General features: G+C 74.6%; 21 protein-coding genes, 1 tRNA gene and 2 pseudogenes. 10 read left to right on the top strand and 14 right to left on the bottom strand.

What is annotated here, in order from left to right; all coding sequences use genetic code 11:
* Nucleotides 1–54: 54 nt before the first annotated feature.
* Nucleotides 55–360: pseudogene (locus QQY24_RS34665) on the top strand (helix-turn-helix domain-containing protein); the annotation flags it as partial.
* Between the two features lie 136 nt (nucleotides 361–496).
* Nucleotides 497–892: pseudogene (locus QQY24_RS34670) on the top strand (transposase); the annotation flags it as partial.
* Between the two features lie 486 nt (nucleotides 893–1,378).
* Here QQY24_RS34670 and QQY24_RS02230 read toward each other — a convergent pair.
* Nucleotides 1,379–2,422 (bottom strand): LysR family transcriptional regulator, encoded by a 1,044-nt coding sequence (locus tag QQY24_RS02230; protein ID WP_301970950.1) that lies wholly within the window; start codon nucleotides 2,420–2,422, stop codon nucleotides 1,379–1,381.
* Between the two features lie 182 nt (nucleotides 2,423–2,604).
* Between QQY24_RS02230 and snpA the strand changes: the two genes are divergently transcribed.
* Nucleotides 2,605–3,294 carry a snapalysin gene (gene snpA / locus QQY24_RS02235; protein ID WP_301970952.1) on the top strand — a complete coding sequence of 230 codons (690 nt, stop codon included), beginning with the start codon at nucleotides 2,605–2,607 and terminating at the stop codon, nucleotides 3,292–3,294.
* 216 nt (nucleotides 3,295–3,510) lie between these two features.
* Here the strand turns inward: snpA and QQY24_RS02240 are convergent, their stop codons facing one another.
* Both QQY24_RS02240 and QQY24_RS02245 read right to left on the bottom strand, forming a co-directional pair.
* Nucleotides 3,511–4,242, bottom strand: coding sequence for a DUF4097 family beta strand repeat-containing protein (locus QQY24_RS02240; protein WP_367657973.1), 732 nt, complete (start codon nucleotides 4,240–4,242; stop codon nucleotides 3,511–3,513).
* 102 nt (nucleotides 4,243–4,344) lie between these two features.
* Nucleotides 4,345–4,614, bottom strand: coding sequence for a hypothetical protein (locus QQY24_RS02245; RefSeq protein WP_301970953.1), 270 nt, complete (start codon nucleotides 4,612–4,614; stop codon nucleotides 4,345–4,347).
* A gap of 406 nt (nucleotides 4,615–5,020) precedes the next feature.
* Between QQY24_RS02245 and QQY24_RS02250 the strand changes: the two genes are divergently transcribed.
* Together QQY24_RS02250 and QQY24_RS02255 are read left to right on the top strand one after the other, a co-directional pair.
* Entirely contained in the window at nucleotides 5,021–6,385 is a 1,365-nt protein-coding gene (locus QQY24_RS02250; protein WP_301976109.1) for an endo-1,4-beta-xylanase, read from the top strand.
* 509 nt (nucleotides 6,386–6,894) lie between these two features.
* On the top strand, nucleotides 6,895–7,491 hold the full coding sequence (locus tag QQY24_RS02255) for a DUF4232 domain-containing protein (protein ID WP_301970954.1): 597 nt from the start codon (nucleotides 6,895–6,897) through the stop codon (nucleotides 7,489–7,491).
* Between the two features lie 240 nt (nucleotides 7,492–7,731).
* On the opposite strand, the gene QQY24_RS02260 is transcribed toward QQY24_RS02255, so the two are convergent.
* The 3 genes from QQY24_RS02260 to QQY24_RS02270 all read right to left on the bottom strand — a co-directional run bounded on the left by QQY24_RS02260 (nucleotide 7,732) and on the right by QQY24_RS02270 (nucleotide 9,611).
* Entirely contained in the window at nucleotides 7,732–8,004 is a 273-nt protein-coding gene (locus QQY24_RS02260; protein ID WP_301970955.1) for a hypothetical protein, read from the bottom strand.
* Nucleotides 8,005–8,184: 180 nt separating this feature from the next.
* Nucleotides 8,185–8,412 carry a ferredoxin gene (locus tag QQY24_RS02265; RefSeq protein WP_301970956.1) on the bottom strand — a complete coding sequence of 76 codons (228 nt, stop codon included), beginning with the start codon at nucleotides 8,410–8,412 and terminating at the stop codon, nucleotides 8,185–8,187.
* A gap of 8 nt (nucleotides 8,413–8,420) precedes the next feature.
* Entirely contained in the window at nucleotides 8,421–9,611 is a 1,191-nt protein-coding gene (locus tag QQY24_RS02270) for a cytochrome P450 (RefSeq protein ID WP_301970957.1), read from the bottom strand.
* Nucleotides 9,612–9,845: 234 nt separating this feature from the next.
* Between QQY24_RS02270 and QQY24_RS02275 the strand changes: the two genes are divergently transcribed.
* Entirely contained in the window at nucleotides 9,846–10,391 is a 546-nt protein-coding gene (locus tag QQY24_RS02275) for a TetR family transcriptional regulator (RefSeq protein WP_301976110.1), read from the top strand.
* 25 nt (nucleotides 10,392–10,416) lie between these two features.
* On the opposite strand, the gene QQY24_RS02280 is transcribed toward QQY24_RS02275, so the two are convergent.
* From QQY24_RS02280 to QQY24_RS02300, 5 genes are all read right to left on the bottom strand, one after another.
* Entirely contained in the window at nucleotides 10,417–11,610 is a 1,194-nt protein-coding gene (locus tag QQY24_RS02280; RefSeq protein ID WP_301970958.1) for an acyl-CoA dehydrogenase family protein, read from the bottom strand.
* Nucleotides 11,611–11,982: 372 nt separating this feature from the next.
* The gene (locus tag QQY24_RS02285; RefSeq protein WP_301970959.1) at nucleotides 11,983–13,509 is read right to left on the bottom strand and encodes a hypothetical protein; all 1,527 of its coding nucleotides are present in this window, start codon (nucleotides 13,507–13,509) and stop codon (nucleotides 11,983–11,985) included.
* A 252-nt stretch (nucleotides 13,510–13,761) separates the two neighbouring features.
* Nucleotides 13,762–14,439 carry a hypothetical protein gene (locus QQY24_RS02290; protein WP_301970960.1) on the bottom strand — a complete coding sequence of 226 codons (678 nt, stop codon included), beginning with the start codon at nucleotides 14,437–14,439 and terminating at the stop codon, nucleotides 13,762–13,764.
* 105 nt (nucleotides 14,440–14,544) lie between these two features.
* The gene (locus QQY24_RS02295) at nucleotides 14,545–14,700 is read right to left on the bottom strand and encodes a hypothetical protein (RefSeq protein ID WP_301970962.1); all 156 of its coding nucleotides are present in this window, start codon (nucleotides 14,698–14,700) and stop codon (nucleotides 14,545–14,547) included.
* Between the two features lie 152 nt (nucleotides 14,701–14,852).
* Complete coding sequence (locus QQY24_RS02300; protein WP_301976111.1) at nucleotides 14,853–15,719, bottom strand: ABC transporter ATP-binding protein; 867 nt, start codon at nucleotides 15,717–15,719, stop codon at nucleotides 14,853–14,855.
* Nucleotides 15,720–15,985: 266 nt separating this feature from the next.
* On the opposite strand from QQY24_RS02300, the gene QQY24_RS02305 reads away from it, so the two are divergent.
* The 4 genes from QQY24_RS02305 (at nucleotide 15,986) to QQY24_RS02320 (ending at nucleotide 18,800) form a co-directional block, all read left to right on the top strand.
* Nucleotides 15,986–16,786 carry a GNAT family N-acetyltransferase gene (locus QQY24_RS02305; protein WP_301970963.1) on the top strand — a complete coding sequence of 267 codons (801 nt, stop codon included), beginning with the start codon at nucleotides 15,986–15,988 and terminating at the stop codon, nucleotides 16,784–16,786.
* A 99-nt stretch (nucleotides 16,787–16,885) separates the two neighbouring features.
* Nucleotides 16,886–17,812 carry an SAM-dependent methyltransferase gene (locus tag QQY24_RS02310; protein ID WP_301970964.1) on the top strand — a complete coding sequence of 309 codons (927 nt, stop codon included), beginning with the start codon at nucleotides 16,886–16,888 and terminating at the stop codon, nucleotides 17,810–17,812.
* Nucleotides 17,813–18,258: 446 nt separating this feature from the next.
* On the top strand, nucleotides 18,259–18,597 hold the full coding sequence (locus QQY24_RS02315; RefSeq protein ID WP_301970965.1) for a hypothetical protein: 339 nt from the start codon (nucleotides 18,259–18,261) through the stop codon (nucleotides 18,595–18,597).
* Between the two features lie 109 nt (nucleotides 18,598–18,706).
* Nucleotides 18,707–18,800: transfer RNA gene (locus tag QQY24_RS02320), tRNA-OTHER, on the top strand.
* A gap of 26 nt (nucleotides 18,801–18,826) precedes the next feature.
* On the opposite strand, the gene QQY24_RS02325 is transcribed toward QQY24_RS02320, so the two are convergent.
* From QQY24_RS02325 to QQY24_RS02335, 3 genes are all read right to left on the bottom strand, one after another.
* A complete protein-coding gene (locus QQY24_RS02325) occupies nucleotides 18,827–20,002 on the bottom strand; it encodes an Nramp family divalent metal transporter (protein ID WP_301970966.1) in 1,176 nt (391 codons plus the stop codon).
* Nucleotides 20,003–20,199: 197 nt separating this feature from the next.
* Nucleotides 20,200–20,577, bottom strand: coding sequence for a hypothetical protein (locus QQY24_RS02330; protein ID WP_301970968.1), 378 nt, complete (start codon nucleotides 20,575–20,577; stop codon nucleotides 20,200–20,202).
* A gap of 89 nt (nucleotides 20,578–20,666) precedes the next feature.
* Nucleotides 20,667–21,575, bottom strand: a complete 909-nt coding sequence (locus QQY24_RS02335; protein WP_301970969.1) for a manganese catalase family protein — start codon at nucleotides 21,573–21,575, stop codon at nucleotides 20,667–20,669.
* Nucleotides 21,576–21,628 lie beyond the last annotated feature (53 nt).

A 21,628-nucleotide genomic window follows, 5' to 3' on the forward strand; every position in this document is an offset into this window, starting at 1 on the left:
CTTCGATCGAGGCGTTCGAGGACGGTGACCTCTGCGAAGTCTCAGGTTCGGGCGGTGTTGCGGGCCCGGATCGTGCTCGCGGCAGCGGACGGGCTCGCCAACGGCGCCATCGCCCGGGAGCTGGAGATCAGTACGAACACGGTGCGCAAGTGGCGGGGACGGTTCGCCGCCTGTGGGCCGGCCGGCCTTCGAGATGCCGAACGGTCGGGACGGCCGAGGACCTACGGGCCAGCGGTGCGCATGACGGTCGTGGCCACCGCGACGAGCGAGCCGCCGCACCCGGAGGCGACCTGGTCGCATCGGGCCATCGCGCAACGGGTGGCCAGCACGTGCTTCGCGTCGGTGTCTGCCTCCCAGGTCGGCCGGATCCTGGCGGACCTGGAGCTGAAACCGCACAAGGTCCGAGGCCGGCTCACCCGCCGGGACACCCCCGACTTCTGGCAGCGGGCCGCCGACGTGTGCGCTCTCCATCTGGAACCGCCTAAGGGGGGCAGTCGTGCCATCGATCGACGAGAAGACCGCGATCGCCGCCCGCTCGCGCCGGTATCCCGGGCGCCCCGCGCGCCCGGGAGAACCCGTCCGGCAGGAGTTCGAGTACCGGCGTCACGGCACCGCCTCCCTCGTCGCGGCACTCGACGTTCGCAGCGGTGAAGTACTCACCGAGGTGATCACGCGCAACGACGCGGTGACCTCCACCGGCTTTCTGGACCAACTCGACGCCGTCATCGCCCCGGGGCACGAGGTCCACATCGTGCTCGGCAACGGCCCCTCGCACACCGCCAAGCGCACCAAGGCTTGGCTGGCCTTGCACCCGCGCGGGCAGGTCCGCTGGACCCCACCGCACGCCTCTTGGCTCAATCAGGCAGAGCTGTTCTTCTCCGCCCTGACCCGCGGGGTCGTGCGGCACGGCGACCTCGCCGGCCGCAACGACCTGATCGAGAAGCTGGAGGCATACACGATCGGGCACAACGAGACCGCCAAGCCCTACCGGTGGACCTACGAAGGCACCCCACTCAAGGCAGCCCGACCACCACCCCTCCACGGACTTCCGCGGAGCAGCGCTAGCGGACGGACCGGCCCGCGCGGGCACGCCCCCCGTCCCGGCCGGCCGGCAGGTCGACACCGTCCACGCCGGCCGGCGCCCGGCGGGCCCGGCGCGCTGCTCCCGGCGCGTGCGCGTCGGGGGTGTGCGGGGCGGGCTCGTGGAGCGGAGTGCAGTGGTTCGGGACCGGGCCTTCGGGGGTGCCTGCGCGCGCAGGGACCCGGCCGGTGGCCGCGGTTCCGCGAACGCCGGGCGGGCCGGCCGGGCGGCCGCCGGCGGACCGGCGCTCCGGGCCGGCCCTGCCGCCGAGCGGCCCGTGGTGGCCGGCCCGGGGCCCTACGGTCTTCGCGGACCGGCCGCCACGGGCCGCTTCCACCGCGCCGGCTCCGCGCGCAGGTCGCGGCACGCGTCCGGTGTGCCGCACGTGTCCGGGACCTCCGGCTCGGCGCGCGGACGCGCCCGCTCCAGCCATTCCCGGTAGGCCGGCGCCTCACGGGCCGCCGCCCAGTAGGACTTCTCCAGCTCCGGGTACGCGTCCTCCAAATCGTCCTCCGTACGGGCCGCGAGCAGCAGGCGTACGCCGATCGGGTCGCCCTCCAGGGGGCGGATCGCCAGGTCGGGGCGGGGGTGGGCGATGGGCTGACTGACCGTGACCACCTCACCGGTGGCGGCCAGTGAGTAAGCCGTGAGGTAGTCGCCGTGCAGCATCTCCGACTCCAGGCCCACCGCGCGCAGCGCCCGGCACAGGGCGTCCCACTCGCCGTCGACCGTGGAGTCGACCATCCAGCGGTCGCCGGCCAGGTCGGCGAGCCGCACCTGCCGCCGCGACGCCGCCGGATGATCTGCGGCGAGCGTGACGAACTGCGGTTCGCGCTCGACGAGTACGCGCAGGCACAGGCCCGGCGGAATGCGCAGCGGACTGCCCTCGACCTCGTGCACGAAGGCCACGTCGAGCCGGCCCGCGGCGACCATGGTCAGCAGGGAGTTGGCGGACACGTCCATCTGGAGCGTCGGTTCGATGCGCGGCACCCGGGCCCGCAGCCGACGCAGCCAGCCCGGGATGGCCCGGCTCGCCGTGGCGCCGATGCGCAGGTGGAAGCCGCCGGCGGCCCGGGCGGCCGCCGCCCTGGTCTCGGTGACGACCGCCGCGAACTCCGCCACCAGCGGCCTGGCCCGGCTGAGCACCGCCAGCCCCAACGGGGTGGGACGGCAGCCGGTCCGGTTGCGCACGAACAGCTGAGCATCGAGCGCGTGCTCGATGCGCCGCAATTGGGTGCTCAACGACGGCTGTGCCATGCCGAGTTGCCGAGCGGCTTTGTGCAGGCTGCCGGTGTCGGCGATGACGCAGAGAACGCGCAGGTGCCTCACCTCGAGCTCCATGGGGGGAGCGTAGGGCGGCGCGCGGCATGGCACCAGATGTTCAAATCCGACTGGAAGTGAACGAGTCGGCCGCCGATAGTCCCGTGTTATCCCCGGTTGCCATCATCCGCGCTCCCGTCGGCCTGCCTGAGACTCACTGGCAACCGACCGTTCGACCCCACAGGACGAGTAGGAGTCCCCCCATGGCATCCTTCCGCACGCGCAACGGTTCGAAGAACCCCAGGAGACTCCTGGCCCTCGCGCTCGGCCTCGGCCTGGCCTCCGCCGCACTCGGCACCGCCGGCCCGGCGAGCGCGCAGGGCACCGCCCCGGCCCCGGCCCGCTCGGTCACCGCCGGCTACGTGGGCTCGGCGCAGGGCACCGCCGACAAGGCGTTCTTCGACGCCGTGCTGAAGTCGGTCGCGAAGCGGCAGGCCGGCCAGCCGTCCCTGAAGGCGGTGACCGTCTACTACAACGCCTCCCAGGCGCCGAGCTTCCGTACCCAGATATCGAGCGCCGCCTCCATCTGGAACAGCTCCGTGACGAACGTCAAGCTCCAGGCGACGTCGGGCAGCGGCGACTTCAACTACTACGAGGGCAACGACTCGCGCGGGTCCTACGCCTCCACCAACGGCCACGGCAGCGGCTACATCTTCCTGGACTACGCGCAGAACCAGCAGTACGACTCGATCCGCGTCACCGCCCACGAGACCGGCCACGTGCTGGGCCTGCCGGACCACTACAGCGGCCCGTGCAGCGAGCTGATGTCGGGCGGCGGCCCCGGCCCGTCCTGCACCAACCGGTACCCGAACGCCACCGAGCGCTCGCGGGTCAACCAGTTGTGGGCCAACGGCCTGGCCAAGGCCCTCGCCGAGGTGAAGAAGGCGGGCTGACCCTGCCGAACCGGGCGGGTGCGGGCTCCCCCACGGCCTTGTCCGCCCTCCGGGGCCCGGACCGCGGTACCGAACCGCGGTCCGGGCCGTTGTCGTGCCCGGCGGCGGCCGGCCCCGACCCCACCGCCGCCACGCCCCCCGCGACCGGCGTGGCGCACGGGGTGGCCGCCGGGTCGGCTCCTGTCCGCCCGCTCCGGCCCGTGACCGGCGCCGGGTTCAGTCCCTGCGCACGTCGACGTCGCCGTTGACCGTGGTCAGTGTCATGGCGGGGCCGCGACCGGTGTTCCGTGCGGGGGCGGCCACGGTGGCGCGGCCGTTCTCGGTGCCCGCGGTGACCCGGTACGCGGGGCTGTCGTGCGGAACGGTGACGTCGACCGAGCCGTTGGTGGTGGTCGCGGTGACGCCGGACGGCGCGGTGACACACGCCAGGACGACGTCCCCGTTGGTGGTCGCGCCGGTCAGCCGGCCCGCGGCGAGGGCGGAGGTGCGCACCGAGCCGTTGTGGGTGGACAGCCGCACCGCGGCGGCGCCGCGGCCGGAACGCGTCACCGTCACGTCGCCGTTGACGGTCGTCAGGTCCAGGGCGGCGGCGATGCCCGCGACGTCGATGCCGGCGTTGCGGGCGGTCACGGTGACGCCGACTCCGCCGGGGACGCCGACCCGGGGCATACGGGGGCACGGACCCCCGTCCGGGCTGCGGTCGGCGCAGGACAGGTCGAGGGTCCAGGTGTGGTCGCGGTGGGACCAGCGGTGCTCGACGCGGTCGTCCACGGTGGCCCGGTCGCCGTCGGTGGGGCGCAGTCGCAGCCCGTCGTCGGTGGTGATGATGAGGTTGTTCCCCGGTGCCCCGAAGACCGGGGCTTCCGTCCCGGCCCCGCCGCCGGACCCCTCGTCCCCGTGGCCCGCGCACGACACGGCGGCGGGTAGCGCCGCCAGTACGGCGGTCAAGCGCAGCAGGTGCCTTCTCGTCCTCGCCCTCATGCCTGTGCTGGTGCCCCGCCTCCACACCGGCATGACCGCGGCGGACACCTGCGGGCGGTGCCCGCGCGCTCAAGCCGCCCGGCGGGCGGCGCCGTTGACGGTGGACGACGCGGGCCTGCCGGTGTCGCCGGTGTGCGTGGCCCGGAAGCCGAAACAGCCCCCGCCGCGGGCGGCCGACCAGGAAGCCGTACCGGTCGGCCGGGAGAAGCCGTACCGGTCGGCCGGGGACGCGAACCCGGTGCCCGGATGGAAGGCGGGTCCGGAGCCGGTGCAGTGGTCCGGGGTGGCAGCGGCGCGGGGTGGACCGACGCGCTGTCCGGCCGGTGGACGTACCTGCATGGGTTGCCGGGTTCCCGCCCGAACCGGTCACCTCGGTGAGCGGGCCGGCCTGGGCGGCGGGGGCGGCCGGTGAGCGCCCGAGCCCCGGGCCTCGGGGCATGTCGGCGCCCTTTCGGCTGCCGGAGGAGTTGGGCTTTCGAAACTTTCGAAGGAATTTCCGGAAGGTGTCGCGACACGCCAGGGATCGGACGGACCCGCGTCAACCACTCCAACACCGGTACGCACGGCGGCAGTCACGAAAGAGCCCACGTTCGGACATCCGCCCTCGACCGACGCGCAAACGGTTGACCCGGCCCATCGGTGTTCGTATGGTCTGCGAAGCAATTCGGTAACATATTCGAAACTTTCGCCGCCCCTCGGTGCGCGGCGACCACCGCGCACGACCACCGAAAGGAATGTCATGACCATGATCAGAAAAGGACGGGGCGGTGTCCGCTCCGCGCTGAGCGCGGCCGCGGTCGGCCTGCTCGCCGCGGCGGCGATCCCGGCCCTCGCGCACCAGGCCGCCGCGGCCGACACGCTCGGCTCGGCCGCGGCCGGCAAGGGACGCTACTTCGGCACCGCCGTGGCCGTGAGCCACCTGGGCGAGTCGGCCTACGCCGGCACGCTGGACCGGGAGTTCACCGCGGTGACCCCGGAGAACGAGATGAAGTGGGACGCCACCGAGAGCAGCCGGGGCACGTTCACCTTCGGCTCCGCCGACCAGATCGTCAGCCACGCGCAGGCCCACAGCATGAAGGTCCGCGGGCACACGCTCGTGTGGTACTCGCAGCTGCCGTCATGGGTGTCGAGCCTGTCGGCGACCGACCTGCGCACGGCCATGAACAACCACATCACCCAGGTCATGCAGCACTACAAGGGCAAGATCTACGCCTGGGACGTGGTCAACGAGGCCTTCCAGGACGGCGGCAGCGGTGCCCGGCGCAGCTCGCCGTTCCAGGACAAGCTGGGCAACGGCTACATCGAGGAGGCGTTCCGCACCGCCCGCGCCGTCGACCCGAACGCCAAGCTCTGCTACAACGACTACAACACCGACGGCGTCAACGCGAAGAGCAATGCCGTCTACAACATGGTCAAGGACTTCAAGTCCCGTGGCGTGCCCATCGACTGCGTGGGCTTCCAGTCGCACTTCAACAGCGCCTCCCCGGTGCCGTCCGACTACCAGGCCAACCTGCAGCGCTTCGCCGACCTCGGCGTCGACGTGCAGATCACCGAACTGGACATCGAGGGCTCCGGCACCGCGCAGGCCACCAATTACTCGAACGTGGTGCGGGCCTGCCTCGCGGTCAGCCGCTGCACCGGCCTGACCGTGTGGGGCATCACCGACAAGTACTCCTGGCGCAGCAGCGGCACCCCCCTGCTGTTCGACTCCAACTACAACAACAAGCCCGCCTACGACGCCGTCCTGTCCGCCCTCGGCGGCTCGGGCTCCGGTGGCGGGGACGGCGGGGGCGGCGGCACCGGCGCCACGTGCAGCACGTCGTACACCAGGACCCAGGAGTGGAGCGACCGCTTCAACGGCCAGGTCACGGTCACGGCGGGCTCGGCGCCGATCAGCGGCTGGAGCGTGACGGTCACCCTGACGTCCCCGCAGAAGATCTCCACGACCTGGAACGGCTCCCCCACCTGGGACAGCAGCGGCAACGTCATGACGATGCGGCCGAACGGCAACGGCACGCTGTCGGCGGGCGCCTCGACCAGTTTCGGGTTCACCGTCATGAAGAACGGCAGCTCCGCGGCACCGGTGATCGGGGCCTGTACGGCCTCCTGACCGGTCCGCCCCCGCGTGCTGCCCGGGTCACCGTCGAGGGGGGACGACGGTGACCCGGGCAGCAGCCGGTACGGGCCGGACGCCGGACCACGGCTCCTGCGACGGCGTCGGCGCCCGGCCCCGCGCGGGGCCGGGCGCCGAGGTGTTTCTCGAAGGGCAGCAGGCCGACGGTCCCGGGGCCGGCCTCCGTGTCGGACGACAGCCGGTGGCCGGAGACGGGTTCCGGGCCTCCGGCTGGCCCGGCCCGGTGGTCGGGTGCACCCGCCGGCGTCCGCCGCTGCGCCCGTGCCCGCGTGCCGGACCACCCGGCCCCCCGTTCGGGCCGGAGGGGCGCGGGGCCCGCCACCGCGTCCGCCGGCACCGGCACGTCGCGCGGGCGGCGCGATGCCGCCGGACGGGCCGGGATCGCGAACCTTTTCCGCACTTACCGCGAACCTTTTCCGCACGTGCGGCATCTCACCGGGGGAAGGCGAACTCAAGAGCCGAAAACGAAGGGGAGAACGCTCATCATGACCCAGCACCAGAGCCGCACGCCTCGGACCGCCACGGCCACCCGCACCGGCCGGCGCCGCCCGCACCTCGTACGCGCGACGCTCGCCGCGACCACCGTCGCCGCACTGGGCGTCGCGGGCGCGGGCGCCGCGCAGGCCGCCGGGGCGGCCACCGCGACCGCGACGCCCACCTGCTCCGTGTCCGGCCTGAGCGCCTCGTTCGGCGAGAGCCTGGCCGGTGGCATGAACCACCAGGGCGTGGTGGTCAAGCTCCGGAACACCAGCGCCCGCACCTGCCTGCTGCGGGGGTACCCGGGCCTCGGCCTGGAGGACTCCGCCCACCGGACGCTGCACTCGACCACCCACTGGGGCGACACCTGGTACACCAGGAGCCCCGCCAAGTCCACGCTGACCCTCCGGAAGGGGCAGAGCGCCGAGGCGGTCATATCCTGGACGCACGCCAACACCGGCACGCCCGACGCCGTCCACGCCGCGTACCTCCAGATCACCCCGCCGGCCGCGACCGGCCACAAGACCCTCGGGTTCCCGCAGTGGGTCGACAGCGGCGACCTCCGGGTCACCGCCCTCGCCTACCGGGTGCACGTCGACGGCTGAGGGCGGTGCGGGCGGGCCCTGCCGGCCGGGCGTCCGTCGCCGAGCCGTCGCCGAGTCGTCGGGGACGGACGGGTCCCCGTGCCGGCGCCCTCCGGCGGCCGCGTCGGGCCGCCGGACGGCGGTGAGCGCAGCGGCTGCGGCAGGGCCGAAAGGCCGGTCACGTCCGCGCCCTGCGCGTCGCCGGCGGTACACCGGCTCGCGGTCCTTGCCCGACGGCCCCCGCACGGGTGGCGGGCGCCGTCAGGGGCAGTCGCCGGACCAGTCGAAGCGGCCGCGGTCGCCGGGGCGCGGGTCGTACAGTGCGCGCCCGCCGGCGCCGAACGCCCCCAGCTCGGTGGGGAGGGAGACCCCGGCCCCGATCTCCTCGGCCGTCCAGCCGGTGATGTCGAGCAGCAGGCCGTCCAGTGGACCGCCGACCAGTTCGGCGTACGTCTGGCCGGGGCGCGGGCCCGGGTGGTCGTGGTCGGTGCCGTAGACGCGGCCGCGCAGCAGCTGCTCATCGTCGCCATTCATGCCGTCCAGCTTTCCAGCCGCCACTGACAGCGCGGCTGTCCGGGGGACGGGGCCCACCCTCCGCCCCGGGTTCACCGGCCCGGGCGCGGAGGCGCGGGAGCCGGGCGCCGGCTCCGCGGCACCTGCCGCCCAGGAGGGGCGGCAGCGGTCCGCGGGTCCGCCGGGCGCCGGGAGGGCGGCTCACTCCTCCCGGGGCCCGATCTCCTTCCCCGCCGCGTCCCGGACGGTGATCGCCAGCATCGGGCAGATGTCGGAGGCCTCCAGGGCCCGGTCGTCGCCCTCCGGGATGCGCTCGCTCACCGGGCGTGCGCGATCGTCGCCGTTCAGGGTGAACAGGTCCGGGGCGGCGCCGGCGCACATGCCGGAGCCGATGCAGCGGTCGGGGGCGACCTGCAGGTGCCAGCTCATGCGCCGCCTCACCACCCCACCGGCATGACGCGGGGGCCGCGCACCAGCATCTCGGTCTTCCAGGTGATGTCACCGGCCAGGTGCAGCCGGGGGAACCGGGCGACCAGCGCGCCGATGGCCTCCTGGAGTTCGAGGCGGGCCAGGGGCGCACCGAGGCAGTGGTGGACGCCGTGGCCGAAGCCCAGGTGGGGGTTGCCGGTGCGGGAGATGTCGAGCGTGCCGGCGGCGGTGAAGCGCAGCGCGTCGCGGTTGGCCGCGCCGATGGCGACCAGCACCGGCTCCCCGGCCCGCACCAGGGTGCCGCCGACCTCGACGTCCTGTGTGGCGTAGCGGGGCTGGCCGGCTCCGCTGCCCAGGGGGACGAACCGCAGCAGTTCCTCGACCGCGCCCGTGATGAGCGCGGGCTCGGCGCGCAGGCGGGACAGCTGCCCGGGGTGGTCGAGGAGGGTGAGCACGAAGTTGGGGATCTGGGTGGCGGTGGTCTCGTGGCCGGCGACGAGGATGCCGACGCACAGATCGACGAGTTCCAGCTCGGACAGCCGGTCGCCGTGATCGCGTGCCTCGATCAGTGCCGTCATGAGGTCGTCCCGGGGCTGCTCGCGGTGCCCGGTGATCAGCCGGGCCATGTACGCGCGCAGCTCGTCGCGGTTGCGGTGGAACTCCTCGGCGGTGAGCGAGCTGGTGGACAGGGCGGCGTCGCTCCACTCGCGGAACCGCGGACGGTCCTCCTCGGGCACGCCGAGGAGACGGCAGATCACCGCGACCGGAATGGGCAGGGCGTAGCGGTCGACCAGGTCGGCCGGCGGGCCCGCCGCCTCCATCCCGTCCAGCAGGGTGGATGTCAGCTGCCTGACCTGGGGGCGGAGCTTCTCGACCTGGCGCACCGTGAACGCCTTGGCGACCAGCGAGCGCAGCCGGGTGTGGTCGGGCGGGTCCATGCTCAGGATCCCGCTGTCCCGCCTGCCGGCGGAGGCGCGCGGCTCGTCGTGTTCGCGGCCCAGCGCCCGGCTGAAGCGCTGGTCGCCGAGGACCAGCCGGGCGTCCGCGTAGCGGGTGGCGAGCCAGGCAGGCTCCCCGTAGGGCATCTGGACGCGTAAGAGGCCCGGGGTGTCGCGGGCTCGTCCGTACGCTTCGGACAGTGCCAGGCCCCGGCTGGAGTTGAAGGGGTAGGCGAGGGGTGCGTGGTCCGCCGTCGTCATCGCTGCCTCTCTGTAAGCATGTGCTTACAACCTAGGTGGCGTCCGCCGGGCGGGCAACGACGCTAACCAGCCGTTACGCTGACGGGCCCTCGGCAGGCGCGAGCGGGCCACGGCGGGAAGGAGCACGGGGTGGACACCAGCGGGCACACGGGCGGTCACGAGCGGCCCGGAGGCGGTCTTGCGCACGAGGAGTCGTTCCACCGTCCCCGCGACGCCCGGGCGACCCGCACCCGCATCCTCGACGCGGCCGGAGCGCTCTTCGCCGAACGCGGGTACGAGGGGGCCACGGTCCGCGACATCGCCGGCCGCGCCGGGGTCAACCAGGCGCTGATATTCCGTTACTTCGGTTCCAAGCAGGCGCTGCTCACCGAGGTCATGGCGCAGGGGGGCAAGGAGCAGCTGACCAGCACGCCCCCGGACCGGCTGTTCGAGACCGCCCTGCGGGGCGTTCTGGCGGGGGGCGGCGCGGCCGGCCCGGACCGGCTGCTGGCCGTCTACCTGCGCTCCATCGGCAGCGCCGACGCCGCCCCCGACACGGTCCGCGCACTGGGCGACGAGTACGCCGCCGTGCTCGCCGCCCTCTCCCCCGCCGACGACAGCGGCCTGCGCGCCCAGCTCGCCATGGCCTGGCTGCTCGGCATCGGCCTGATGCGGGTGGTGGTCCACCAGGAACCCCTGGCGAGCGCGGAACCCGACGAGGTCTGCGCCCACGTCCTCACGGCACTCGAACAGCTCCTGGGCGGCGGGGAGGGGTCCGGTCGCGTCCGCCGGGCCGGCTGAGGCGGAGCGCGGTGCGGGCGCCGGGTCAGACGAAGGCGCTCTGCCCGGTGATCGCCTTGCCGACGATCAGCGTGTTCATCTCCCGGGTGCCTTCGAACGAGTAGATGGCCTCGGCGTCCGCGAAGAAGCGTGCGACGTCGTACTCCAGGACGATGCCGTTGCCGCCGAAGATCTCCCGGGCCCAGGCCACGACCTCGCGCATGCGGGCGGTGACGTGGGCCTTGGCGAGTGAGGAGTGCTCGTCCCGGAACACCCCGGCGTCCTGCAACCGGGCCAGTTGCGACAGCATGCCCCAGCTCGAGGTGATGTTGCCCAGGCTCTTGACCAGGAGGTCCTGGACGAGCTGGAAGCCCGCGAGCGGCCGGCCGAACTGCTGCCGCTCGGTGGCGTAGCGCAGGGCCAGTTCGTAGGCGCCGATCATGACGCCGAGGGCCTGCCAGGCGACCCCGCTGCGCGTGGCCCGCAGGATCTCGGCGACGTCGCGGAAGGAGGACGCGTTCTGCAGGCGGTCCTCCTCCGGGACCCGGACGTCGGTGAGGGTGATGTCCGCGTTCTCGACGATGCGCAGGGAGGTCTTGTGGGCGATCTTCTCGGCCTTGAACCCCGGTGTGCCCCTGCCGACGACGAATCCCTTGACCTGGTCGTCCTCGACGTCCCGGGCCCACACGACGACGTGGTCGGCGAAGGTGGCGTTGCCGATCCAGCGCTTGGCCCCGTTGAGCACCCACGTGTCGCCGTCGCGCCGGGCGGTGGTGCGCATGCCGGCCGCTATGTCGGAGCCGTCGAGCGGCTCCGTGAGCGCGAAGGCGCCGATGGTGTCCATCCTCGCCATGCCGGGCAGCCAGCGGTCGCGCTGGGCCTGGTCGCCGCCGGCGTGGATCGCGTACATGGCGAGGCCGTTGTGCACGCCGAAGAAGGTGGCGACCGAAGCGTCGACACGGCTCATCTCCATCGCCATCATCCCCGTCAGCAGGTGGCCGGCGGCGGGGCCGTGCTCGCCGTAGCCCTCGTAGGGCAGCCCGACCAGACCGCTCTCACGGAACCGGGTGATCAGCTCTTCGGGGAAGGTGCCCTCGGCCCAGTGCCGGGCCACCAGGGGCTGGACCTCGTCGCGCATGAACGCCCGCGTCCTGAGCAGGACCTTGCGCTCCTCCTCCGTCAAGGAGGCCTCGAAGTCGTAGAAGTCGGCGGCGTTGCGCTGTTCCGTGGGAGAAGTCATGGGGCCCTTCTTCCACGCCCGCGCCGTGCGATGCGTGGCCGCGGCGGTGCCCTGCCCGTCCCCGCGCACAGCCCCTGCGGACGCCGAGCGGCTCACCGGCCGCCCGCCGGCCCGCACCACCGGGGGACCGTGAAGGACACGGCGCGCACCGGGCGGGGAACGGCCTGGGCGGCGGGCGGGGCCCCGCGCCGGTGCCACCGACGGCATCGCCCGGTACGCGGTCGGGTGCTCCTCGGAGCCGACCACGGACGCGCCCCCGAACCGGTCGCCGGGGGCGCGGGGCTCACGGTCGACGGCGAGCTGTCGCGGGCGGACCGGGAGGGCCCGGCAACGGCCCCGGGCTCCGGCCCTTGCGGGCAGGGGTCCGGCCCGTCACGAACCGGACCGCGGTACGGCGTAGTAGAGGCGCAGCCCGTCCAGCGGCACGGACGGCCAGTGGCGGGCGTACCCCGGCGGCCGGGAGTCCGGCGTCACCAGCGTGGCCACCGGGGTGTGCCGGGCGGTGCGGGTGATGGCGCCGGCCGTGCTGTTGGCGTTGTGCCCGGCGGTGGCGGCCGAGGAGCAGCCGGCGTAGAAGGCCACCGGAATGGCCTCGTGCCCGGTGAGCAGGCAGGGCGGGCGGACACCGAGGCCGTGCAGGGTGGCGGCGGTGCGGGACCAGGTCCGGTGGGACGTGGTGGTGTGGTCCACGGTGTGCGCCAGGACGACCAGTTGCACCGCGAGGTGGGCCGCGAGCCCGAGCGCCACCAGCGTCACGGCCACCGGCCGCGGGCCGCGGCGCGGCGCGGTCGCCAGGTGGACGAGCGCGTCGGCGACGGGGATCGCGCACAGGGCGTAGGCGGGCAGCAGGAAGCGGGGCGCCGCGTAGCCGAGCATGAACAGGTAGGGGAAGGCGGCCGTCGCGGCGCAGGCGAGCGTCAGCAGGGTGGCCGTCGTCCGCCGGGCGCGGACCGCGACCGCCAGGCCGAGCACGGCGAGCAGGGGCAGGACGAACCACCAGGCGGTCACCGCCGGGTGGGGCGGCGGGACCGTGCACGGCCGGCACAGGGTCCGCCCGCCCAGGCTGCGCAGCTGGTCGTCGACGGCGAGGTGCAGTCCGAGGCCGCCCTGGATCTCCGATCCCTCGGCCAGGCGGCGGCCGAGCCCGCCGAAGCCGACGTACGCCTCGACCACCCATTCGGCCGCCCCGGCCGCCAGTCCGGCCAGGAGGACGAGCAGCGTGCGCCGGTGGCGGCGCGGCAGGCCGAGGGCGAGCAGCGGCAGGGTGACCCAGACCGCGTCCATGGGCCGCATCCACGCCATCAGCGCGCCGCTCACGGCCAGCCCCCACCACGCGGCCCGGTCCCGGCCCGGACCCCTCGCCCCGCTCACGCCGGGCGGACGGCCGGAGTCGGCGCGGGCGCGCAGGAAGCAGGCGACGGCGGCCAGGGCGCCGACGGCCACCCAGTAGTTGGGCATGGCCTGCGGGCCGTAGAAGAGGGTCACCCACAAGGAGGCGAACAGGGCACCGGCGAGGGTGAGGACGCGGACGGGGAAGAGCCCCCGCCACGCCCGCAGGGCCAGGAACAGGGCGAGCCCGGACAGGACCGCCAGGTGGACGCGCAGCAGGACCGTGGAGGACGACCAGGAGGCGACGGGCGCGACGAGCAGGGTGACGCCCCGCGCGCGGGGTGCGCTGAAGTAGGCCGCGGGCGCGTGCCCGCTGACCTGGCTGACGTACACCGTCTCGTCCCAGCCCAGGCCCATGCCCGGGCGGACGAGGAGGAGCTGGGCCAGGGTGAAGGCGGCCGCCAGGGCCGCCAGCGGCCGGTCGGCGCGGGTCCACCGGGTGCCCGCGGCGGCGCGGCGCGAGCGCTCGCGCCGGGTCCCGGCGAGTGTGGCGTGTGCGCTGTCGGCCATCATCACCCCTCCGTCCCCACGGCGTGCGGGATCGCTGGCTCCCGCAGCCCGCAGGGCCGAGGGCGGAGGCGGGGAGAACACGGCCAAATTAACGCGGACCGCTCGCTCCCGCCTCGCGGGCGCGGCCGGCCGGGCCACGGCCCCGCCGGTGGGGCGCACGGACGGCGCTCCCCGCCCTCCGCGGGATGCGCGCAGCGGCCTTCCGCGGCCGTCGCCCGGCTCCCGGCACCGGTCCGTCCCCGGCTCCCGCCCTCACCGGCGGCCCGCTCGTTCGGCGAGCGCGGCGTACCACTGGTGGGTGTCCCGCCCCGCGGGGCGGTCGTGTCCGTGCCTGTCCGCCTGCTGCCGTGCGATGCGCCGCAGTTCGCCGAGCGGATCGCGGCCGGGCGGCAGACGCCGGCCGGCCGGTGCCAGGGCGCGGGCGACGGTCAGGTACTTGTGGGTTTCGAGGGTGTCGGGGTGGTCGGGTCCCAGTTCGCGTGTTCGCCGGGCGGCGACCGCGTCGTATTCGTGTCCGGCTTCCCGCCAGCGTTCCTGGCAGGCGACGGCCCGGGCGAGCATGCACCGGATGTGCAGGCGCAGCGACGGGTCGGCGTGCGGGTGCTGCGCGATGCGGGCGCCGAGGTCGCGCAGCCGGGCCTCGCCTTCGGCGAAGCGGGCCGTCTTGACCGGGCCCGGCCCAGCGGGCGGCGGGTGGGGAACGTGTCCGGATGGCCGGGCCGTAGGTCCGTGCCTCGCCCCGGCCCGGTTCCTCCAGCAGGGCGGCCTGCCGGAAGCGGCCGGGTTCCAGGGTGCGCGGGCCTGCGCGCGGCGAACGCCGAGGACGGCCGGGCGAAGGGGGCCCAGGGTCGCCGCCAGCGGACCGGCGGTGTCCGCGAGCCTCTGCGCCGCGCGTTCGTGTCCGAACCGGTCGGCGGCCCGGCCTCCCACAGCACCTCGGTCATGGTGTCGGCGCCTCCCGCGCGCGGTGCCGCCCCGCGGATCACCGGAAGGCACCCGGGCGCCGCCCGGGGTCCGTACCGGCCGCGGGCCGTGTCAGACGCAGTACCAGCCGATACAGGTGCTGGCCGCCGCGCCCGCGCGGTCCGGGATCTCCTGCTCCAGTTCGCCGATGACGAGGTCGGGCTCCTCCTCGGCGGACGGCCGGGTCTCCGGGCGGGCCTGTGCTTCGTGCGTGGTGGCCTGAATCACGATGATCCTCCTGGGGGCAAGAGACGATCGGGAGGTGACGCGCGACCCGGCCGAGCTTTAGGCGCCCGCGGACCGGCAGCGCAGGGTCCGCGTGCGTCAGTTTGCGCCAAGTAGCGCGCATGGGGTGCGACTTGTCCCGCGGGTGCCGTCACTCAGCACCCGGATGCCCCCTTCGTGTCCCCCTCCGTGTCCGAGGAGGGCGCGGGGGGCCGCCCGGAGTAGGCCGCCCACCGCCCGCCGTGCCGGACCACGGTGACGGGCCGTCCGAAGCACTGCGTCAGCCGTTCCCCGGTCAGCACCTCGCCGACGGGGCCGCCGGCCAGGACCCGGCCCTCCCGCAGCAGCAGCGCGTGGCCGACCGCGGGGGACAGCTCCTCCAGGTGGTGGGTCACCGTCACGCTGGACAGCTCCGGCCGGGTCGCGGCCAGCCTCTGCAAGGCCTCGACGAGGTCCTCGCGGGAGGGCAGGTCCAGCGCGTTGAACGGCTCGTCCAGCAGGAGCAGGCGCGGCGCCGCCATCAGCGCCCTGGCGATCAGGACGCGCGCTCGCTGGCCGCCCGAGCACACCCCGTAGGGCCGGTCGGCCAGGTCCTCGATCCCCAGTTCCGCGAGGAGTTCGTACGCGCGCTGGCGCACTTCGCCGTCGTAGGTGGCCCACAGCGGCTGCACCGTGCCGCTGTGGCCGGTCAGCACGATCGTGTGCGCGGTGGCGTCCTGCGGCACGCGCTGGGCCGGGGTGACGTGGCCGATGCGGGCGCGCAGTTCGCGGACGTCCACCCGGCCCAGACGGCACCCCAGCAGTTCGACGCTCCCGGAGGTCGGGTGCATCAGCGCTCCCAGCAGCCGCAGCAGCGTGGTCTTGCCGGCGCCGTTGGCGCCGAGCAGCGCCCAGTGCTCCCCCGCCCGCACCGTCCATCCGATGTCCGTCAGGATGGTCCGGCCGCTGGTGTGACGGCGGACGTCCACGTCCTCCAGGGACACCACCACGTCCTGCGCCGCACGCTTGCGGTCGGTCGGCACCTCGGTCACGGCCACGCTCCTCTCGCCTCGACGGGATCACGGGGATCCCGGGAGCATCCTGCCGTCCGGGCGGCGGGGCCGTGAGACCGGCCCGGCCGGTATGCGCTCCCGGGCGGTGCGTCCGCGCACGCCTCGGGAACGCGCCCCCGGCGCACGCCGTATGCCGACGCGCAGGGGCGTGCACCCGAGGGCCCGCATCATCCGCCGCCCGCTCGGACAGCCTTAGGACACCCCTGCGGGCCCCTGATGACTGCTGAGGAGTTCCGGTGACGGATCGTGCGGAGTCGGTCGAATCGATGGAACAGCTCGCCACGGTCTGGCGGGCCATGGTGCTCGACCGGAATCCGGAGGCGGACGTGCGGGACCTCCCGGGCATCGCCGTGCGCTGGGCCGACTGCCGGTTCGCGTTCTGGAACTGCGTCACGCTGACCGACACGGGAGCGGACGCCGGCCTGCTGGAGCGGCGCCTGCGCGAGGCGGTGGACGTCATGCGCTCGAAGCGGCGTCCCGGCTTCCTGTGGCTCTTCGAGGACCTGCTGGCCCCGGAGGCACGCGCGAGGCTGGAGCGGACCGCGGAGGAGGCGGGCCTCCAGTACGCCTTCCCCGGCACCGGCATGGCCGGCGACCTGCTCCCCCTTCCCGAACCGGCCCACCCCGAGCTGACCTTCGCGCGCGTGAGCACCGACGAGCACCTGCGGGCCTACGCCGACCTCAACTCGCGCGCCTACGGCTTCCCCCTGGAGGACGGCCGCGACGGGCTCGAAGGCTCCCGGCTGTGGAAGAAGGACGTGCACGCCTACCTGGGGCTGCGGGACGGGGTCCCGGTGACGTGCGCGGGAACGGTGGAGGCCGGGGGCCGCCTGTTCGTGGTGCTCGTCGCCACGCGCCCGGACTGCGAGCGCCGGGGCTACGGCGAGGCGGTGACCCGCAAGGCGCTGTACGAGGGCGCCCGGGCCACCGGTCTCACCCGCGCCACCCTGCACGCGACCGCGGCCGGGGCGCCGGTGTACCCGCGTATCGGTTTCAGGCCGAACTCACCGATCCGCTTCTACGGCCTGAAGGGCTGAGCTCCCCCGGCGCCCGCACCTGCCCGCCGCGTGTCCCGCGGCGCCGGTGCCCGCGCGGGGACCCGGGGCACGACGACGTGGAACCGCAGGAGGAGAGACATGACCGACACCGTCCGAGTGGACGCCGACGGCGTGGTGGACGTGGGGCTGACCGCCCTGATGGCCGCCGCGGCGCGGGCCATCGAGGCGTCCCGGCCCGATGCGCTGGCCCGGGACACGTTCGCCGAGCACTTCGTCCGGGCGGCGCCCGCCTGCGCCGGCTGGCCGCGACGCCCGGAGGACGTGCCCGACGCGGAGGCCGATCCGCTGTGGGGCCGTCTGGCCCGCTTCTTCGCGCTGCGCACCCGGGTCTTCGACGACTTCCTGCTGTCCGGGGCCGCCGCCGGCAGCCGTCAGGTGGTCCTGCTCGGTGCCGGTCTCGACACCCGCGCCCACCGGTTGCCGTGGCCGGACGACTGCGTGGTCTTCGAGATCGACCGGGAGCAGGTGCTCGCCTTCAAGCAGTCCGTCCTGGACTCCCTGGGCGCCGCACCGCGTGCCGAGCGCGTCGCCGTCGCCGCCGACCTGCGCGAGGACTGGATCGGCGCGCTGGTCGCGGCCGGCTTCGATCCGGCACGGCCGTCGGTCTGGCTCGCCGAGGGGCTCCTGCCCTACCTGCCGCCGGCCGCCGAGCGGGAGGTCCTGGCGACCGTCCACGCCCACAGCGGCCCGGGCAGCGCGCTCGGCTGCGAGGTCAAGCACGGGGTGGACCCGGCCGGGCAGCGCGACTACCCCATCTACGCGGCGGCCCGCGAGAGGGCCGGCATCGACCTGCTCGCCCTGTTCAGCGCGGAGCCCCGTCCCGACTCCGCCGCGGAGCTGGCCGCCCGCGGCTGGGCCACGTCCGTCCACAGTCCGTTCGACTTCACGCGCCGCCACGGCCGCGGCCCGCAGCCGGCCGAACACGACGCGCTGGCCGCCAACCGCTGGATCCTCGCCACCCGCCCACCGGTCCGCCCTCCCGCGCGTCACCGCCTCGACGGGTGACGGTTGCCGTGTGAGCGTGGGGGCACCGAGTCGGGCGAGGAGCAGTCGGCTCCGCTCCCGACCCAGTGGAGGCCGCCCCGTGAAGAACGACGACGCCCCCGGCCGCGCCGCGGTCCGCCGGACGAAGTTCGGCAAGCCGCCCGAGCGCGTCCCCTACGCCGACATGACCACGGAGAAGCCCGTCGGTCCGAGGAACCCCGCAGGGGACGGGTACAGCCTCGAGGGATCGTGGAAGCACTTCTCCCGGCGCGGACGAGGCGTCGGTACGCGAGATCACCGAGAACACCACCGCGCCCGGTGTCCGGCTCAAGACCTTCGTCCCGCCGGAGGCCCTCGAACCCTGGCTCGCCCCGGCTGGAGCCTCGCGGGTGGTGACGGTTTCCTGATGTGCGCCGGGTCCGCCCCGATCGACGCCCCCGAGGGCTACCGGGTGCGCGCCTGGACCCGTGCCGACGTCACCCGCGCCCTTGGTGCGCACCACCGGCGGTGCCTTCGCCGCACGCGGTCAGATCGCCGTCACCGGCCCCACCGCCGTCGTCGACCGGGTGGAGACCGACCCGGCCCATCAGCGCCGTGGCCCGGGGCGCCTGGTGAGGCGCGCGCTCACCGGTGCCGCCGCGGACCGGGGTGCCGTGGCGGCCGTGCTGGGCGCGGCACCGGAGGGCCGGGCGCTGTACGAGAGCGCGGGGTGGCGCGTGCCGGCCCCGCTGACCGGCGGCGTGTCCCCCTCGGGCGGCGGTCGTCGAACGAGCGCGCCCGGGAGGCCCGCGGGCGGCGGCCGGTGACGTGACCGGCCGGTGGCACAGCCCCGTCGGCGGCGCGTCAGTGCGGGGTCAGCGGGGCCTGCCACGGTGGTGACCGTGAACGGCACGGGAGACCGGGGGCCGGACACGGGGAGAGGTGCCCGGAGTGGTTGATCGGGGACCGGCGAGCACGTCTCGGGGTCGGGCCCCAGTGGCCCACGCAGGTTCGAATCCTGCCCTCTCCGCCGCACGACCGTCCTCGGCACGCCGGTCATCCGCGCACGGCCAGGACCACGAGGAAGAGGTTCAGCCCGCTGACCGCGGCGCAGATCACCACTGCGGCCCCGGTGGTGACGCCCCGGTTGACGAGCGGGCCCATCAGCGCCCGCCGCGCGGTGAACCACAGCAGCGGCGCGAGGGCGAAGGGGATGCCGAAGGACAGCACGATCTGGCTCAGGACCAGTGCCCCGGTCGGATCGGTGCCCAGCGCGAGCAGGACCAGCGGCGGTGCCATGGTCAGCAGCCGGCGGACCGTCAGGGGCACCCGCCTGCGCAGGAACCCGCGCATGATGACCTGTCCGGCGAACGTCCCCACGCCCGCCGAGGCCAGGCCCGACGCGAGCAGGGCCAGCGCGAAGGCCAGGGCCGCGCCGGGGCCCAGTGCGAGGCCGAGGCCTTCGTGGAAGCCGTCCAGGCTCTCACCGCCACGGCCGGAACGGTGCAGCGTCGCGGCGGCCAGGGTGAGCATCCCGGCGTTGACCAGGCCCGCCAGCCCGAGGGCCACGCCGATGGAGAGGCGGTGCGCGCGCAGCACCCGGCGCTTCTGCGTCAGCGGGGTGCCTGCGGGCAGTTTGCCGAGGGAGGAGTGCAGGTAGATCACGTGCGGCATGACCGTGGCGCCGATGATGCCGGTGGCCAGCAGCAGGCTCTGCGATCCCGCGAGCCGGGGCTGCATGCCGGCCAGGGCTCCGTGCCAGGAGCCGGCCCGCAGGGACTGGTAGACGAAGCCCAGGACGAGCACCAGCAGCAGGAGCGCGGTCACGACCTCGAAGCGGCGCCGTCCTTCGGGTGCCACCGCCAGCAGCACGAGGGAGGAGGCGGCGACGATGACCGCCGCCGGCAGGGTCGGCAGTCCGAACAGCAGGTGCAGGGCCACCGCCCCACCGACGAACTCGGCCAGGTCGGTGGCCATGGCCACCAGTTCGGCCTGGACCCACAGGCCGTGGGTGAGCGCGCGCGGTGCGTGCTCCCGGCACAGTTCCGGCAGGTCCCGGCCGGTGGCGACGCCGACCTTGCAGGCGAGGTACTGCACGAAGACCGCCACCACGTTGGCCAGGACGATCACCCACAGCAGCCGCGGGCCGTACCGGCTGCCCGCGGTCATGTTGGTGGCGAAGTTCCCCGGGTCCATGTAGGCGACGGAGACGACCAGGGCCGGCCCGAGCATGGCCAGCCCCGCCCGGGCCCGCCCCGGTGCGCGTGCCGCCCGTTTCCCGGGCGGGGGGACCGGTCCGGCACGGGGGGACCGGGGCGGGGTCCGCGGGAGGGCGGCGGGCGGTGCCTCCCCCGGACGGGGTCCGTCCGCTGCGGCGGGCGGCCGCAGGGTGCCCGTGGGCGCTTTGCGGTAGGACCGCGGGTCGAGCATCACGGCCGGCTCCCCTCGCTCCCCGGCTCACGGCCGGCTCCGCTCCCCCGGCCACGGCCGGCTCCGCTCCCCCGGCCACGGCCGGCTCCGCTCCCCCGGCCACGGCCGGCCCGCCTGCCCGGCCGGCGGCCGGCGCGTCCGGCCGGCGGGCCGTACTGCTCCGCTGTCCGGACGGTCCGCCTGCGCGCGGTGGCGCGGTGCGCGGCCACGTGGTGGACGGCGGCGGCCAGCAGCACGGGGGCGAGCAGCCGCTGCGGCCACCCGCCCAGGGCGAGGCCGGTCACGGCGGCGGTCAGGTAGAGGCAGACCAGGACGGGGCACGCCCGCACCGAGCGGGGCCGGTGCCGTGCGGCGGCGGTGGGGGACGGGACTGCCATGGTCGCTCCCGGGAAGGCGGGTGACGGGTGACGGGCCCGCTGCGGCGGGCCGGTGGGCCACGGGGCCCGGCGGGCCCCGTGGGCCTGGTTCATTCGTCCGGGGTCAGCACGTCCTTGATCTTTCCCTTGACCCCGGTCTCGGTGCCCAGGACCGGACCCCTCGGCTGCCCGAGGCTCCCGTCGTAGGTCGCGAACAGCTTGGGGTCGGGCGGGGGCGCCATGCCGATGTCACCGAGCGGTTGCGGGGTGTTCAGGATCGTCAGCTCGTGCTCGCCGTCCGGTGCCGGGCCGGTGGCCCACAGTCCGGCCCCGGCCTCGGTGCCGTCGGAGAGGTGCCACAGCGTCTGCGCGTGCTCCCGGTACTCCTCCTCCTCGAGACCGCCGGGTACGACCACGCCTTCCAAGCCGTCCTCGCGCAGTTGCTCGATGGCCGCCAGCCACTGGTTCTGGTGGACCGTGTCCCGGGCCAGGTTGAACCGGAGCATGTCCTTGACCCCGGGATCGTCGGTCATGTTGTACAGCCGCGCGGTCTGCAGCCGGCTCTGCGCCTCGGCGGCGACGTTGGCGTAGAAGTCGGCCAGCAGGTTGCCGCTGGCGACGGCGTAACGGCCGTTCCAGGGGTAGCCGTTGCTGTCGGCGGGCAGCGCACCGCCGCCGGCGATGATGGCCTGCTGGGGGTCCATGCCGCCCAGGACCGCGCCGACGGCCGGGTCGCTGGTGGCCATCTTGGTGGTGGCGGTGGCCGGCGCGCCCTCCAGGAGCCTGGCCACCATGGTGGCCAGCATTTCCACGTGGCCGATCTCCTCGGTGGCGATGTCCATGATCAAATCCTTGTACTTGCCCTTGATGCGGGCGTTCCAGCCCTGGAACAGGTACTGCATCATCACCGACATCTCGCCGTAGGCGCCGCCCACCAGTTCCTGCAGCTTGTGCGCGTAGGGGGGATCGGGCTTCTCCGGCTTGGCTTCGAACTGAAGACGTTGGGTGTGGGTGAACATCGGCACTCCTCGTCCGGGACGTGGTCGGTGTCCGCCGGCCGGAAGGACGTGGG

The sequence above is a fragment of the Streptomyces sp. TG1A-8 genome, from assembly GCF_030499535.1.
Classification (GTDB): domain Bacteria; phylum Actinomycetota; class Actinomycetes; order Streptomycetales; family Streptomycetaceae; genus Streptomyces.